Annotated in this window: 13 protein-coding genes; 1 reads left to right on the top strand and 12 read right to left on the bottom strand. The window is 69.4% G+C overall.

The genetic code is table 11. The features are described 5' to 3' along the window. Position 1: 1 nt before the first annotated feature. From nuoL to ACIHFE_RS11525, 12 genes are read right to left on the bottom strand one after another with little or no spacing between them, the layout of a single operon-like run. Positions 2-1,897 (bottom strand): NADH-quinone oxidoreductase subunit L, encoded by a 1,896-nt coding sequence (gene nuoL, locus ACIHFE_RS11580; protein ID WP_400105665.1) that lies wholly within the window; start codon positions 1,895-1,897, stop codon positions 2-4. A gap of 12 nt (positions 1,898-1,909) precedes the next feature. Beyond that, complete coding sequence (gene nuoK, locus ACIHFE_RS11575; protein ID WP_400105664.1) at positions 1,910-2,209, bottom strand: NADH-quinone oxidoreductase subunit NuoK; 300 nt, start codon at positions 2,207-2,209, stop codon at positions 1,910-1,912. Beyond that, positions 2,206-3,030 carry an NADH-quinone oxidoreductase subunit J gene (locus ACIHFE_RS11570; RefSeq protein WP_400105663.1) on the bottom strand — a complete coding sequence of 275 codons (825 nt, stop codon included), beginning with the start codon at positions 3,028-3,030 and terminating at the stop codon, positions 2,206-2,208. The genes nuoK and ACIHFE_RS11570 overlap by 4 nt, the downstream gene beginning before the upstream one ends. Next, positions 3,027-3,638: an NADH-quinone oxidoreductase subunit NuoI gene (gene nuoI / locus ACIHFE_RS11565; protein ID WP_400105662.1), complete on the bottom strand. Its 612-nt coding sequence runs from the start codon at positions 3,636-3,638 to the stop codon at positions 3,027-3,029. The genes ACIHFE_RS11570 and nuoI overlap by 4 nt, the downstream gene beginning before the upstream one ends. Beyond that, entirely contained in the window at positions 3,628-4,977 is a 1,350-nt protein-coding gene (nuoH, locus tag ACIHFE_RS11560) for an NADH-quinone oxidoreductase subunit NuoH (protein ID WP_400105661.1), read from the bottom strand. Before nuoH ends, nuoI begins: the two co-directional genes overlap by 11 nt. Continuing rightward, a complete protein-coding gene (locus ACIHFE_RS11555; RefSeq protein WP_400105660.1) occupies positions 4,974-7,454 on the bottom strand; it encodes an NADH-quinone oxidoreductase subunit G in 2,481 nt (826 codons plus the stop codon). The genes nuoH and ACIHFE_RS11555 overlap by 4 nt, the downstream gene beginning before the upstream one ends. Next, positions 7,451-8,839 (bottom strand): NADH-quinone oxidoreductase subunit NuoF, encoded by a 1,389-nt coding sequence (nuoF, locus tag ACIHFE_RS11550; RefSeq protein ID WP_400105659.1) that lies wholly within the window; start codon positions 8,837-8,839, stop codon positions 7,451-7,453. Before nuoF ends, ACIHFE_RS11555 begins: the two co-directional genes overlap by 4 nt. After that, positions 8,836-9,645: an NADH-quinone oxidoreductase subunit NuoE gene (gene nuoE / locus ACIHFE_RS11545; RefSeq protein ID WP_400106057.1), complete on the bottom strand. Its 810-nt coding sequence runs from the start codon at positions 9,643-9,645 to the stop codon at positions 8,836-8,838. The genes nuoF and nuoE overlap by 4 nt, the downstream gene beginning before the upstream one ends. A gap of 17 nt (positions 9,646-9,662) precedes the next feature. Beyond that, positions 9,663-11,036 (bottom strand): NADH-quinone oxidoreductase subunit D, encoded by a 1,374-nt coding sequence (locus ACIHFE_RS11540; RefSeq protein WP_400105658.1) that lies wholly within the window; start codon positions 11,034-11,036, stop codon positions 9,663-9,665. After that, positions 11,036-11,851 carry an NADH-quinone oxidoreductase subunit C gene (locus ACIHFE_RS11535; protein WP_400105657.1) on the bottom strand — a complete coding sequence of 272 codons (816 nt, stop codon included), beginning with the start codon at positions 11,849-11,851 and terminating at the stop codon, positions 11,036-11,038. The genes ACIHFE_RS11540 and ACIHFE_RS11535 overlap by 1 nt, the downstream gene beginning before the upstream one ends. Beyond that, complete coding sequence (locus ACIHFE_RS11530; RefSeq protein WP_400105656.1) at positions 11,848-12,402, bottom strand: NuoB/complex I 20 kDa subunit family protein; 555 nt, start codon at positions 12,400-12,402, stop codon at positions 11,848-11,850. Before ACIHFE_RS11530 ends, ACIHFE_RS11535 begins: the two co-directional genes overlap by 4 nt. Positions 12,403-12,417: 15 nt before the next feature. Further along, the gene (locus ACIHFE_RS11525) at positions 12,418-12,777 is read right to left on the bottom strand and encodes an NADH-quinone oxidoreductase subunit A (protein WP_400105655.1); all 360 of its coding nucleotides are present in this window, start codon (positions 12,775-12,777) and stop codon (positions 12,418-12,420) included. A gap of 731 nt (positions 12,778-13,508) precedes the next feature. Here ACIHFE_RS11525 and ACIHFE_RS11520 point away from each other — a divergent pair. Beyond that, positions 13,509-14,327: a C40 family peptidase gene (locus tag ACIHFE_RS11520; protein WP_400105654.1), complete on the top strand. Its 819-nt coding sequence runs from the start codon at positions 13,509-13,511 to the stop codon at positions 14,325-14,327. The last annotated feature ends 64 nt before the right edge of the window (positions 14,328-14,391 follow it).

Below are 14,391 nucleotides of genomic sequence, written 5' to 3'. Positions count from 1 at the left end.
GTTACACCGCCCTCATCAGCAGGGTCGCGGCGATGAGCACGGCCGCACCGCCGAACATCGAGACCGCATACGACCGTGCGAAGCCGTTCTGCAGCCGTCGCAGCCGGTCGGAGAGGCCGCCCACCGAGATGGCGGTGCCCTGGACCACCCCGTCCACCAGCTTGTGGTCGATCTCGGCCAGGCCGCGGGTCAGTTGTCCGCCGCCGCGCACCAGCACCACATGGTTGAAGTCGTCCTGGCCCAGGTCGCGCCGGGCCAGCCGGGTGAGCACCGAGCCATGCGGCGGGGTGACGGGCACCGGGGCCCGCCCGTACTGGGCCCAGGCCAGCGCCACGCCCACCACCAGCACCGCCATGGTGGCCCCGGTCACCGCCGCGGCGCTGACCGGGGAGTTGCCCTCGCTGTGCCCGGTCACCGGCTCCAGCCACCTCAGGAAGGTGTCATTGACGCTGAACAGGCCGCCGGCGAACACGGATCCGATGGCCAGCACCACCATGGGGATGGTCATCACCTTCGGGGACTCATGCGGGTGCGGCACCTCATCGGCAGGCGCGGAGCGCCACCGCTCCTCGCCGAAGAAGGTCAGCAGCATCACCCGGGTCATGTAGTACGCGGTGATGGCCGCGCCCAGCAGCGCGGTGCCGCCCAGGATCCAGCCCTCGGTGCCGCCCTTGGCGAAGGCCGCCTCGATGATCTTGTCCTTGGAGAAGAAGCCGGAGAGCCCCGGGAAGCCGATGATGGCCAGATAGCCCAGCCCGAAGGTGACAAAGGTGATGGGCATGTACTTCCGCAGACCGCCGTAACGCCGCATGTCCACCTCGTCGTTCATGCCGTGCATCACCGATCCGGCACCGAGGAAGAGACCGGCCTTGAAGAAGCCATGGGTCACCAGGTGCATGATGGCGAAGACATAGCCGATGGGCCCCAGCCCGGCGGCCAGCACCATGTAGCCGATCTGGGACATGGTCGAACCGGCCAGCGCCTTCTTGATGTCGTCCTTGGCGCAACCGACGATGGCACCGAAGAGCAGGGTGACCGCGCCCACCGTGACCACCGCCAGCTGGGCGTTGGGCGCCCCGTCGAAGAGGGGCCCGGACCGGGTGATCAGATAGACCCCGGCGGTCACCATGGTGGCGGCGTGAATCAGGGCGGAGACCGGCGTCGGGCCCTCCATGGCATCCCCGAGCCAGCTCTGCAGCGGCACCTGGGCCGACTTGCCGCAGGCCGCCAGCAGCAGCATCAGGGCGATGGCGGTCAGCCGGCCCTCGCTCGCCCGGTCCGCGCCGGCCAGCACCGGCTGGAAGGCGAAGGTGCCGAAGGTGGTGAACAGCAGCATGATGGCGATCGACAGCCCCATGTCACCGACCCGGTTGACCAGGAACGCCTTCTTGGCCGCGGTGGCCGCGCTGGGCTTGTGCTGCCAGAAGCCGATCAGCAGATACGAGGCCAGGCCCACGCCCTCCCAACCCGCGTACAGCAGCAGGTAGTTGTCGGCGGTGACCAGCAGCAGCATGGCGGCCAGGAAGAGATTGAGATAGCCGAAGAACCGCCGCTTGCGCTCGTCGTGCGCCATATAGCCGACCGAGTAGAGGTGGATCAGCGACCCCACCCCGGTGATCAGCAGGACGAAGGTCATCGACAACTGGTCCAGCTGGAAGCCGGCATCGGCGCGGAAGCCGCCGACCGGCACCCACCGGAACACCGTCACCCGCAGCGTGCGGTCGTCCGCGGACCGGCCCAGCAGGTACGCGAAGAGCACCACCCCGATGACAAAGGACGCCGCCGCCACCAGGGTGCCCAGCCAGGGCCCGCTCCGGTCCAGCCGGCGGCCGCCGCACAGCAGCGCCGCCGCGCCCAGCAGCGGTACCAGGACCAGCAGTCCAATGAGGTTCTCCACGTCAGCGTCCCCTTACAGCTTCAGCAGACTGGCGTCGTCGACCGAGGCCGAGCGGCGGGCGCGGAAGACCGACACGATGATCGCCAGGCCGATCACGACCTCGGCGGCGGCCACCACCATGGTGAAGAACGCGAAGATCTGGCCGTCCAGATTGCCGTGCATCCGGGAGAAGGTGACAAACGCCAGGTTGCAGGCGTTCAGCATCAGCTCCACACACATGAACAGGACGATCGCGTTCCGCCGGATCAGCACCCCGACGCCACCGATGGTGAACAACAGGGCGGACAGATAGAGGTAGTTGACGGGATTCACCGGCCGGCTCCCTTCCGCCGCTCGCCATTGCCGCGCGCCAGATACTTACGGGACCGCTGCTCCAGCGCCGCCAGGTCCTCCAGCGCCTGGCCGGACACATCTCGGACCTGGCCCCGGGCCCGCAGGGTGGCGCTCACACTGAGCTCGGACGGGGTGCCGTCGGGCAACAGGGCGGGAACATCCACCGCGTTGTGCCGGGCATAGGTGCCCGGAGCGGGCAGCGGGGTGATCTGCTCACCCTTGCGCACCCGTTCCTCGGACAGCCGGCGCTGGGTGGCGGCCGGCTCGGTGCGCTCCCGGTGGGTGAGCACCATGGCGCCCACCGCCGCGGTGATCAGCAGCGCGCCGGTGATCTCGAAGGCGAAGACATAGCGGGTGAAGATCAGGGAGGCCAGCCCCTCCACATTCCCACCGGAGTTGGCCTGCCCCAGCCCGTTGAAGTGATGCAGCGAGGCATTGCCGATCCCGGCGCCCAGCAGCACCGCGAAGCCCAGCCCGCACAGCGCGGCCAGCCAGCGCTGGCCCCGGATGGTCTCCCGCAGCGAGTCGGCGGCGGTGACACCCACCAGCATCACCACAAACAGGAAGAGCATCATGATGGCGCCGGTGTAGACCACGATCTGCACCACGCCCAGGAAATAGGCGCCGTTGGCCAGGTAGAACACCGCCAGCACAATCATGGTCCCGGCCAGCGAGAGGGCGCTGTGCACGGCCCGCCGCATCAGCACCGTGGCCAGTGCGCCAAGGGTGGCCACCACCGCCAGGATCCAGAACTGGACCGCCTCACCGGTGGAGGTGAGCGAGGAAGCGGCGGCCGTCATGCCTCCACCCCTTCCCCGGCGGGCCGTTCGCCCTTGCTCACGGCCACCTGGCGCACCGTGCCGGGCGCCGCCTCGGTCACCAGGCCCCGGTAGTAGTCCTGTTCGGTCATTCCAGGGTAGATGGCATGCGGGGAGTCGACCATGCGCTCCTCCAGACCGGCCAGCAGCTCCTCCTTGGTGTAGATCAGCGACGCCCGGCTGCGGTCGGCCAGTTCATACTCATTGGTCATGGTCAGCGCGCGGGTCGGGCAGGCCTCCACACACAGGCCGCACAGAATGCAGCGCAGATAGTTGATCTGGTAGACCCGGCCGTACCGCTCGCCCGGCGAGTAGCGCTCCTCGTCGGTGTTGTCCGCGCCCTCCACATAGATGGCGTCCGCCGGGCAGGCCCAGGCGCACAACTCGCAGCCGATGCACTTCTCCAGGCCGTCCGGATGCCGGTTGAGCTGGTGACGGCCGTGGAAGCGGGGCGCGGTGGGCTTCTTGTACTCCGGATACTGCTCGGTGAGGCGCTTCTTGAAGATGTCCCTGAACGTCACACCGAACCCGGCCACCGGATTCAGGCGGGATGTCTCATGTGAGGACTCGCGCGAAGACTCAGCTGGCACCGTCACCCTCCTTTCCGTCACGCACAGTATCGACGCCGCCACTGACAATGAGCTGGCCCTGCCCGCGCGGCCGTCGGCGCGGCACCGGCGGCAGGCTCTGGCCGGGCAGCGGCGGCACCGGGAAGCCACCCGCCAGGGGATCGAATCCGCCCTCCGGACCGGGCTCGGCGCGCTCACGCTCCACACGGCCCCGGAAGGCGTCGGCGACCAGCGAGAGCAGCAGGATCGCCAGCACCGCGCCCCCGATCCAGAGCAGGATCTGCTGGAAGTCGTAGTTCTCGTTGCGCAGCGCCCGCACCGTGGCCACCAGCATCAGCCAGACCATCGACACCGGGATGAGGACCTTCCACCCCAGCTTCATGAACTGGTCGTAGCGCAGCCGGGGCAGCGTGGCCCGCAGCCAGATGAAGAAGAACAGCAGCAGCGCCAGCTTGATCACAAACCAGCCCAGCGGCCACCAGCCGTGGTTGGCGCCGGCCCAGAACGCCGAGACCGGGTACGGGGCGCGCCAGCCGCCCAGGAACAGCGTCACCGCCACCGCGGAGACGGTGACCATGTTGACGTACTCGGCCAGCATGAACATCGCGAACTTGATGGAGGAGTACTCGGTGTTGAAGCCGCCCACCAGGTCGCCCTCGGACTCCGGCAGGTCGAACGGCGCCCGGTTGGTCTCGCCGACCATCGACACGATGTAGATGATGAAGGAGACCGGCAGCAGCAGGATGTACCAACGGTCCTGCTGCGCCTGGACGATGGCCGAGGTGGACATCGACCCGGAGTAGAGGAACACCGCGGCGAAGGAGATGCCCATGGCGATCTCATAGGAGATCATCTGGGCGCAGGAGCGCAGCCCGCCCAGCAGCGGATAGGTCGAGCCGGAGGACCAGCCGCCCAGCACGATCCCGTAGATGCCCACCGAGGCGGTGGCCAGGATGTAGAGCACCCCGATCGGCAGATCGGTGAGCTGCATGGTGGTGCGGTGGCCGAAGATGGAGATCTCATTGCCGGCCGGCCCGAAGGGGATCACCGCGATGGCCATAAAGGCGGGGATGGCGGCCACCACCGGGGCCAGCACATAGATCACCTTGTCGGCCCGCTTGACGACCAGATCCTCCTTGAGCATCAGCTTCACCCCGTCGGCCAGCGACTGGAGCAAGCCCCAGGGGCCGTGCCGGTTGGGGCCGATGCGCAGCTGCATCCAGCCGATGAGCTTGCGCTCGAAGACGATGGACACCAGGACGGTCACCATCACAAAGGCGAAGCAGAAGACCGCCTTGAGGACCACCAGCCACCAGGGATCGCTGCCGAACATCGACAGGTCTTCCATCGACAGGGTCATGAACGCACCTCCGGCGCTTCCGTGTCGGGGCCGATGCGGACCACCTCTCCGGGGCGCGCCCCGGTGTCCGAGAGCACCCCGCGGCCCGTGGAGTCCAGCGGCAGCCAGACCACCCGGTCCGGCATCGGGGTGACCGCCAGCGGCAGCCGGACCGTGCCGGCCGGGCCGTGCACCGCCAGCAACTCCCCCTCGGCCACACCCGCTTCGGCGGCGGTGGCCGCCGACAGCCGGGCCACCGCCGGGTACCGGGTGGCGGCCAGCGCCTCGTCACCGTCCTGGAGCCGGCCCTGGTCCAGCAGCATCCGGTGCCCGGCCAGCACCGCCTCGCCGGTGGCGGGCGCGGGCACCGGGCGCGCGGCGGGCTCCGCCGGGGCCATGGCATACGGGCCGGGCCAGCGGTCCAGCCGCGCCAACTCCTGCCGTACGGCGGTCACATCGGGCAGCCCCAGCGCCATATCCATGGCGTCGGCCAGCCGGTCCAGCACCCGGCAGTCGGACATGATCAGCCGGCGGCGCATCTGGTCGGGCCGCAACGCCGGCTCGAACGGCCGTGCCCGGCCTTCCCAGTTGACAAAGGTGCCCGCCTTCTCGGCCACCGCGGCCACCGGGAAGACCACATCGGCCCGCTCGGTGACCTCGCTGGGCCGCTGTTCCAGGCTGACCAGGAAGCCCACCGCGTCCAGCGCCTCCCGGGCGCGCGCCGGGTCCGGCAGGTCGGCCACCTCCACCCCGCCCACCAGCAGGGCACCCAGCTCGCCGGCGGCGGCCGCCTCGATGATCTGCCCGGTGTCCCGGCCGGGGCCGCGCGGCAGTTCGGCCATCCCCCAGACCAGGGCGGTCTCCTCCCGGGCGCGTGGATCGGTGGCCGGCCGGCCGCCGGGCAGCAGGCCCGGCAGCGCACCCGCCTCCACCGCGCCCCGCTCCCCGGCCCGGCGCGGGATCCACACCAGCGCCGCCCCGGTGGCCTGGGCCAGGGCCAGCGCGGCGGTCAGCGCCCCGGGCGCGGCGGCCAGCCGCTCCCCGGCCACGATCACCGCGCCCTCGGCGCGCAGCGCGTCGGCCGCCGCCTGCCCCTCGGCGTCCAGGCCGGACCCGGCGGCCAGCGCCCGCAGCCACTCCGCCTCGGTGCCGGGGGCCGCGGGCAGCAGCACCCCGCCCGCCTTCGCCAGCCCCCGGGTGGCGAACGGGGCCAGGGCGAAGGTGCGTTGGCCCCGCTTGCGCCATGCCTTGCGCAGCCTCAGGAAGACCCCGGGCGCCTCCTCCTCGGCCTCGATCCCGGCCAGCAGCACCGCCGGCGCCTGCTCCAGACCGGTGTAGGTCACCCCGGAGTCGTCCAAGTCCAAGCCCCGGCCCGCCACTTGGGCGGCCAGGAAGTCGGCTTCCTCGCCACTGTGCACCCGGGCCCGGAAGTCGATGTCATGGGTGTCCAGCGCCAGCCGGGCGAACTTGGCGTAGGCGTAGGAGTCCTCCAGCGTCAGCCGGCCGCCGGTGAGCACCCCGCTGCGGCCGCGCGCCGCGGCCAGCCCGCGCGCCGCCGCCTGCAGCGCGTCCGGCCAGCTGGCCGGCTCCAGCACACCCTCCGCATTGCGCACCAGCGGCTCCTGGAGCCGCTCCGGCCGCTGCTGGTAACGGAACGCGAAGCGGCCCTTGTCGCACAGCCACTCCTCGTTGACCTCCGGGTCCTCGGCGGCCAGCCGCCGCATCACCTTGCCGCGCCGGTGGTCGGTACGGGTGGCGCAGCCGCCCGCGCAGTGCTCGCACACCGTGGGCGAGGAGACCAGGTCGAAGGGCCGGGCCCGGAACCGGTACGCCGCCGAGGTGAGCGCCCCCACCGGACAGATCTGGATGGTGTTGCCGGAGAAGTACGAGCGGAAGGGATCGCCCTCGCCGATGCCCACCTGCTCCAGCGCACCGCGCTCCAGCAGCTCGATCATCGGGTCCCCGGCGATCTCCTGGGAGAAGCGGGTGCAGCGCGCACACAGCACACACCGCTCCCGGTCCAGCAGCACCTGCGGGGAGATGGGCACCGGCTTCTGGTACGTGCGTTTACGGCCTTCGAAGCGGGAGTCGGCCTGCCCGACGCTCATCGCCTGGTTCTGCAGCGGGCACTCACCGCCCTTGTCGCACACCGGGCAGTCCAGCGGGTGGTTGATCAGCAGCAGTTCCATCACCCCGCGCTGCGCCTTCTCGGCCACCGGCGAGGTCAGCTGGGAGCGGACCACCATGCCGTCGGTGCAGGTGATGGTGCAGGAGGCCATCGGCTTGCGCTGGCCCTCGATCTCCACGATGCACTGCCGGCAGGCACCCACCGGGTCCAGCAGCGGATGGTCGCAGAACCGGGGGATCTCGATGCCCACCATTTCCGCCGCCCGGATCACCAAGGTGCCCTTGGGAACGGCGACTTCGATCCCGTCGATGGTGACGGACACCAGGTCCTGCGCCGCCGGCGCGCCCTGCGGCTGCGTGGTGACGGTCATGCACGCACCTCCGGATGCGGGTTGTTCCGGTCGGCCCACACCGTGGACTTCGCCGGGTCGAAGGGGCAGCCCCGGCCCCTGATGTGCTCCTCGTACTCGGCGCGGAAGTACTTCAGCGAGGAGAAGATGGGGCTGGCGGCGCCGTCGCCCAGGGCGCAGAACGACTTGCCGTTGATGTTGTCCGCGATGTCATTGATCTTGTCCAGGTCGGCCATCCGGCCCTTGCCCGCCTCGATGTCGCGCAGCAACTGGACCAGCCAGTAGGTGCCTTCGCGGCAGGGGGTGCACTTGCCGCAGGACTCATGGGCGTAGAACTCGGTCCACCGGGTCACCGCCCGCACCACACAGGTGGTCTCGTCGAAGCACTGCAGCGCCTTGGTGCCCAGCATCGAACCGGCGGCGCCCACGCCCTCGTAGTCCAGCGGCACATCCAGGTGCTCATCGGTGAGGATCGGGGTCGAAGAGCCGCCCGGCGTCCAGAACTTGAGCCGGTGGCCCGGGCGCATCCCGCCGCTCATGCCCAGCAGCTGGCGCAGGGTGATGCCCAGCGGCGCCTCGTACTGGCCGGGCCCGGCCACATGCCCGCTGAGCGAATAGAGAGTGAAACCGGGGGACTTCTCGCTCCCCATCGAACGGAACCATTCCTTGCCCCGGTTGAGGATCGCGGGAACCGAGGCGATGGACTCGACGTTGTTCACCACAGTGGGGCAGGCGTAGAGCCCCGCCACCGCCGGGAAGGGGGGTCGGAGCCGGGGCTGGCCACGGCGGCCTTCGAGCGAGTCCAGGAGCGCGGTCTCCTCGCCGCAGATATAGGCGCCCGCACCGGCGTGCACGGTGACATCGAGATTGAGCCCGCTGCCCAGGATGTCGCGGCCGAGGTACCCGGCCGTGTATGCCTCCTGGACGGCCAGATGCAGCCGGCGCAGCACCGGAACGGTCTCGCCGCGCAGATAGATGAAGGCGCGGTCGGAGCGGATCGCGTAGCAGGCGATCACCATGCCCTCGATCAGGGCGTGCGGATTGGCGAACAGCAGGGGGATGTCCTTGCAGGTGCCCGGTTCGGACTCGTCCGCGTTGACCACCAGATAGTGCGGCTTACCGTCGCCCTGCGGGATGAACTGCCATTTCATCCCGGTGGGGAAGCCCGCGCCGCCCCGGCCGCGCAGACCGGAGTCCTTCACATAGGCGATCACGTCATCAGGGGTCATGGCCAGGGCCTTACGGAGCCCGGCATAGCCCTCGTGGCGCAGATAGGTCTCCAGCGTCCATGACCGGGGCTCGTCCCAGAACGCGCTGAGCACGGGCGCGAGCAGCTTCTCCGGACTGGTCTCTCCCCCGGCCTCCGGCTGGGAGGTGCCCCCACTGGTTTCCGGTGCCATCGTCATCCCTCCCCCTCCTCGGTGACCGGTCCGCTGGGGTGATCGGCGTCCGAGGCGGATGTCTGCTGCGGCGCGTCATGCGAACTGGGGTGCTCGGGCGGGTGCTCGTCCTGCGGGGGCTCGGTGCGCGGCGGGCCGACCTTCACCGGCCCGCCCTCGCCCTTGGCCAGCCGCAGCCCGGCCAGCGAGGCCGGTCCGGCGCCGCCGCTCGCCTCCACCGCGCCCGGCCGCTCATCGGGGAAGCCGGCCAGGATGCGGGAGGTCTCCCGGTAGGTGCACAGCGGCGCGCCCCGGGTGGGCTGCACGGTGCGTCCGGCCCGCAGCTCGTCCACCAGCCGGGTGGCGCTCTCCACCGTCTGGTTGTCGAAGAACTCCCAGTTGACCATCACCACCGGGGCGTAGTCGCAGGCGGCGTTGCATTCGATGTGCTCCAGGGTGACCTTGCCGTCGGCGGTGGTCTCCCCATGGCCCACCCCCAGGTGGGCACGGAGCGCCTCGAGGATGGCGTCCCCGCCCAGCACCGCGCACAGGGTGTTGGTGCACACCCCGACCTGGTAGTCACCGCCGGTCCGGCGCCGGTACATGGTGTAGAAGGTGGACACCGCGGTCACCTCGGCGGTGGTGAGGCCGAGTTGCTCGGCGCAGAACCGGATGCCGGTGCGGGTGACATACCCCTCCTCGGCCTGCACCAGGTGCAGCAGCGGCAGCAGCGCGCTGCGGCTGTCCGGATAGCGCCCGATCACCTCCCGGGCATCGGCGGCCAGCCGGGCCCTGACCTCGGCCGGGTAGTCCGGCGCGGGCAACTGCGGCATTCCCAGGCTGACTTCGGTCACCGGTCCACGCCTCCCATCACGGGGTCGATAGAAGCCACCGCGACAATGACGTCGGCCACCTGGCCGCCCTCGCACATCGCCGCCATGGACTGGAGGTTGCTGAACGAGGGGTCGCGGAAGTGCACGCGGTACGGCCGGGTGCCGCCGTCGCTGACCACATGGACGCCCAGCTCGCCCCGGGGTGACTCAATGGCCGTGTACGCCTGGCCGGGCGGCACCCGGAAGCCCTCGGTGACCAGCTTGAAGTGGTGGATCAGGGCCTCCATCGAGGTGCCCATGATCTTCTTGATGTGGTCCAGCGAGTTGCCCAGCCCATCGGGCCCCAGGGCCAGTTGGGCGGGCCAGGCGATCTTCTTGTCCTCGACCATCACCGGTCCCGGCCGCAGCCGGTCCAGGCACTGCTCCACAATGCGCAGCGACTGGTGCATCTCCTCCAGCCGGATCAGGAAGCGGCCATAGGCGTCGCAGGTGTCACCGGTCGGCACCTCGAACTCGTAGTTCTCATAGCCGCAGTACGGCTGGGCCCTGCGCAGGTCGTGCGGCAGCCCGGCGGCGCGCAGTATCGGGCCGGTGATGCCCAGCGCCATACAGCCGGTGAGGTCGAGATAACCCACGTTCTGCAGCCGGGCCTTGAAGGCCGGGTTGCCGGTGGCGAGCTTGTCGTACTCGGGCAGGTTGCGGCGCATCTTCTTGATGAACTCGCGCACCTGGTCCACCGCGCCGGGCGGCAGGTCCTGGGCCAGCCCGCCGGGGCGGACATAGGCGTTGTTCATCCGCAGCCCGGTGATCAGCTCAAAGATGTCCAGCACCATCTCCCGGTCGCGGAAGCCGAAGATGGCGATGGTGGAGGCGCCCAGTTCCATCCCGCCGGTGGCGATGTACACCAGATGGGAGGAGATTCGGTTCAGCTCCATCAGCAGCACCCGGATCACGGTGGCCCGGTCGGGGATCTGCTCCTCGATGCCCAGCAGCCGCTCGACGCCCAGACAGTAGGCCGTCTCGTTGTGCAGGCCCATCAGATAGTCCATGCGCGTGACAAAGGTGGTGCCCTGTGTCCAGTTGCGGAACTCCAGGTTCTTCTCGATCCCGGTGTGCAGATAGCCGATGCCGGCCCGGGCCTCGGTGACCGTCTCTCCGTCGATCTCCAGGATCAGCCGCAGCACGCCATGGGTGGAGGGGTGCTGGGGGCCCATATTGACCACGATGCGCTCGTCGTCGGCCTGCCGGGCGGCCTCGGTGACCTCGTCCCAGTCGCCGCCGGTGACCGTATAGACGGGGCCTTCCGTCGTTTCGCGGGGGCTTGCGTCAGGAGTTGACCGCGTCCCGGAGGGACTCGATGAGGGGTGGTGGTCGGATGACGGGTGGGACATCAGCTGTACGACCTCCGCTGGTCCGGAGCCGGGATCTGGGCGCCCTTGTACTCCACGGGGATGCCGCCCAGGGGATAGTCCTTGCGCTGGGGGAAGCCCTGCCAGTCGTCCGGCATCATGATCCGCGTCAGTGCCGGATGGCCGTCGAAGACCAGCCCGAAGAAGTCATAGGTCTCGCGCTCATGCCAGTCGTTGGCCGGATAGATCTCCACGGTGGACGGCACATGGGGATCGCTGTCCGGGGCGCTGACCTCCAGCCGGATCAGCCGGTTGTGGGTGATCGAGCGCAGGTGGTAGACCGCGTGCAGCTCACGGCCCTTGTCCCCGGGGTAGTGGACACCGCTGACGCCCGTGCACAGCTCGAAGCGGAGCGCCGGGTCGTCGCGCAGCGTCCTGGCCACCCTCGGCAGGTGTTCCCGGGCGATATGGAAGGTGAGTTCGCCCCGGTCGACCACCGTCTTCTCGATGGCGTTCTCCGGAACCAGGCCCTGTTCCTCCAGGGCCCCCTCCAGTTCGTCCGCCACCTCGTCGAAGTCTCCATATGCGGCTCCGCCGCGTGGGCCCCCGTACGGACGGGCGCTGGCACCCGGCAGCCGCACCGGCCGCGTCAGGCGCCCGTAACCCGAGGTGTCGCCACCGTTGTTGGCGCCGAACATCCCCCGCCGCACCCCGATGACCTCGCCGTGGTCGGTGCGCTGGCCGGGGAGGTTCTGGGACTGGAGGTCCCGGTCCGGATTGACGGCCCCGTTGGGGCCGGGCACCGGTTCGGGGAGCGGACGCGGCTCCTGCCCGGGCTTCTTCTCGGGCTCGCTCATCGCAGCAGCCCCTTCTGTTCGATGAGGGGCAGGGCCCGGAGCGCCGCCTCCTCGGCCTGGCGCTCCGCCTCCCGGCGATGGACGCCGAGCTTCTCGCCCTGGATCTTCTTGTGCAGCTTGAGGATGGAATCCATCAGCATCTCGGGGCGGGGCGGACAGCCGGGGAGATAGATGTCCACCGGCACGATGTGGTCCACGCCCTGCACAATGGCGTAGTTGTTGAACATGCCTCCGCTGGAGGCGCAGACGCCCATGGAGATGACCCACTTGGGGTTGGGCATCTGGTCGTAGACCTGCCGCAGCACCGGTGCCATCTTCTGGCTGACCCGGCCGGCCACGATCATCAGGTCCGCCTGGCGCGGGGAGCCCCGGAAGACCTCCATCCCGAACCGGGCCAGGTCGTAGCGCCCGGCGCCGGTGGTCATCATCTCGATGGCGCAGCAGGCCAGCCCGAAGGTGGCCGGGAAGACCGATGCCTTGCGCACCCAGCCGGCCGCCTGCTCCACGGTGGTCAGCAGAAAGCCGCTGGGCAGCTTCTCCTCAAGTCCCATGTGCCGATTCGCCCCCTAGTCCCATTCCAGGCCGCCGCGCCGCCATACATAGGCGTAGGCGACGAAGACGGTGAGCACGAAGAGCAGCATCTCGACGAGCCCGAAGAGCCCGAGGGCGTCGAAGGAGACGGCCCAGGGGTAGAGAAAGACGATCTCGATGTCGAAGACGATGAAGAGCATCGCCGTCAGGTAGTACTTGATCGGGAAGCGGCCCCGCCCCGGGGCCTGCGGGGTCGGTTCGACACCGCACTCATAGGCCTCGAGCTTGGCGCGGTTGTACCTCTTCGGCCCGATGAGCGATGCCATCACCACAGAGAAGATCGCGAAGCCCGCTCCCAGGGCTCCCAGTACGAGGATGGGCGCATAGGCGTTCACCGCTCCTCGCTCCTTCCAGTCGACGCTGACTGCTGCTGGCTGACCGGACCGGGCAGGCGCACCGCTTGGGGAACTCCGGCGAACGCGACGCGAAATCACCGTGAAGATCCGCCCTATGTGAGGCAGTTCACAAGCCCGGGTCGATGGGCATCCTATGCCCGGCGGTCTGTGATCTGCGACACGGCGTACAGCTCCACGCTTGTGATCTCCACCACCTGACGAACGATCATCAAGTCGGATGAGTGGTGATCTCCGTACGGGAGGCGTCCATGTGATCACTTGCGGTGATCTTTCACTCCATCGCCGCTGCTGAAACGGGTTGACCCATTATCAAATCGAGCCGCGCTCCGGCAACTTGGCGAGACGGTCCGTCAACTGATATAGGAGCAGCACCCGCTGGAGCGAGGGCCGTCATCCGGCGCGTCCGATCGTCCGCTCGCGCACAAGTTCACGAGCGGGCCGGAGCGTGAACTCCACCACGCGCGGGCCCGTCATCGGTCGGGTTCCGACAACGCGCCTCGACGGCCGAGACCAGAACGTGATATGCCGCGCCGCCGATCCCGTCCGACGCCCAAATGCCATGCATAACCGCATGATCACGATCCCTCGGCAGAGGGTTTGGAAGGCCGTTTCCGGGGCCCGGGGGGCCAAATCGGACCCCTGCGAAGCGAATTGTGACCTACGCCACTCATATTGAACTCAACCAGCGCCGCCTGGTAAGCCCTTATCCCATGTCCCCCAACGCGCACATAATCAGCCACCGGAAGCCCCGGCGCCCGGCGACCCAGTCCTGGGTCGTTCGCACGGGTGTTGCCGGTGGCGTCCTCAGCACGCTGGCCGTCACCGCGGCCGCCCAGGCCGACGCGGCCGAGAGGCCGACCGAGGCCACGATGGAGATGCCGGCCTTCAACGCCGAGCTGGCCGCCTCCATCAACCAGAGCGCGGACGCCACGCAGCAGACCGCTGTGGACTACCAGGTGCGCGCGCAGGTGGACCACGCCGCCGACACCGCCAAGGCCGCGGCCAAGAAGGCCAAGCAGGAGGCCGACCGCAAGGCCGAGGCCGAGCGCAAGGCGGCCGCCGCCCAGGAGAAGCGGGACGCGGAGGCGCGCGCCTCCCGGGACGCCGGGCGGGCCTCGCTGTCCGCCAAGTCCGCGTCGGACTCCTCCGCCGTTCCCTCGTCCTCGCACGCCTCCGGCAGCGTGGCCACCCTGATCTCCTTCCTCGAGGCCCAGGTTGGCAAGGCGTATGTGATGGGCTCCACCGGCCCGTCCTCCTACGACTGCTCCGGTCTGGTCCAGGCCGCCTACTCGCAGATCGGCATCGACCTGCCGCGCGTCTCCCAGGACCAGTCGGCGACCGGCACCCAGGTGTCCCTGGACAACCTGCAGGCCGGCGACATCCTCTACTGGGGCTCCTCCGGCAGCGCTTACCACGTGGCCGTCTACATCGGCGGTGGCAAGTTCATCGGCGCCCAGAACCCGAGCACGGGCATCGTCGAGCGCGACCTGAGCTACTCCCCGCCGACCGGCGCCGTTCGCGTTATGTGACGCGCGTTGATTCTGTGACTGTTGAGCCGTCGCCCCTCCGCTCGGGGCGGCGGCTTTTCGGTGT

Origin of the sequence: Streptomyces sp. NPDC052396 (assembly GCF_044593195.1) — a bacterium.
Lineage (GTDB): Bacteria > Actinomycetota > Actinomycetes > Streptomycetales > Streptomycetaceae > Streptomyces.
The sequence above is the reverse complement of the archived record's forward strand: the minus strand, read 5'-3'. Positions and strand labels throughout refer to the sequence as shown.

Coding starts and splice junctions, on each gene's coding strand:
- ACIHFE_RS11570 (WP_400105663.1), bottom strand. CDS start 3,030: ATGACGGCCGCCGCTTCCTCGCTCACCTCCACCGGTGAGGCGGTCCAG.
- nuoH (WP_400105661.1), bottom strand. CDS start 4,977: ATGACCCTGTCGATGGAAGACCTGTCGATGTTCGGCAGCGATCCCTGG.
- ACIHFE_RS11555 (WP_400105660.1), bottom strand. CDS start 7,454: ATGACCGTCACCACGCAGCCGCAGGGCGCGCCGGCGGCGCAGGACCTG.
- nuoF (WP_400105659.1), bottom strand. CDS start 8,839: ATGACGATGGCACCGGAAACCAGTGGGGGCACCTCCCAGCCGGAGGCC.
- nuoE (WP_400106057.1), bottom strand. CDS start 9,645: ATGCCGCAGTTGCCCGCGCCGGACTACCCGGCCGAGGTCAGGGCCCGG.
- ACIHFE_RS11540 (WP_400105658.1), bottom strand. CDS start 11,036: ATGTCCCACCCGTCATCCGACCACCACCCCTCATCGAGTCCCTCCGGG.
- ACIHFE_RS11535 (WP_400105657.1), bottom strand. CDS start 11,851: ATGAGCGAGCCCGAGAAGAAGCCCGGGCAGGAGCCGCGTCCGCTCCCC.
- ACIHFE_RS11530 (WP_400105656.1), bottom strand. CDS start 12,402: ATGGGACTTGAGGAGAAGCTGCCCAGCGGCTTTCTGCTGACCACCGTG.
- ACIHFE_RS11520 (WP_400105654.1), top strand. CDS start 13,509: ATGTCCCCCAACGCGCACATAATCAGCCACCGGAAGCCCCGGCGCCCG.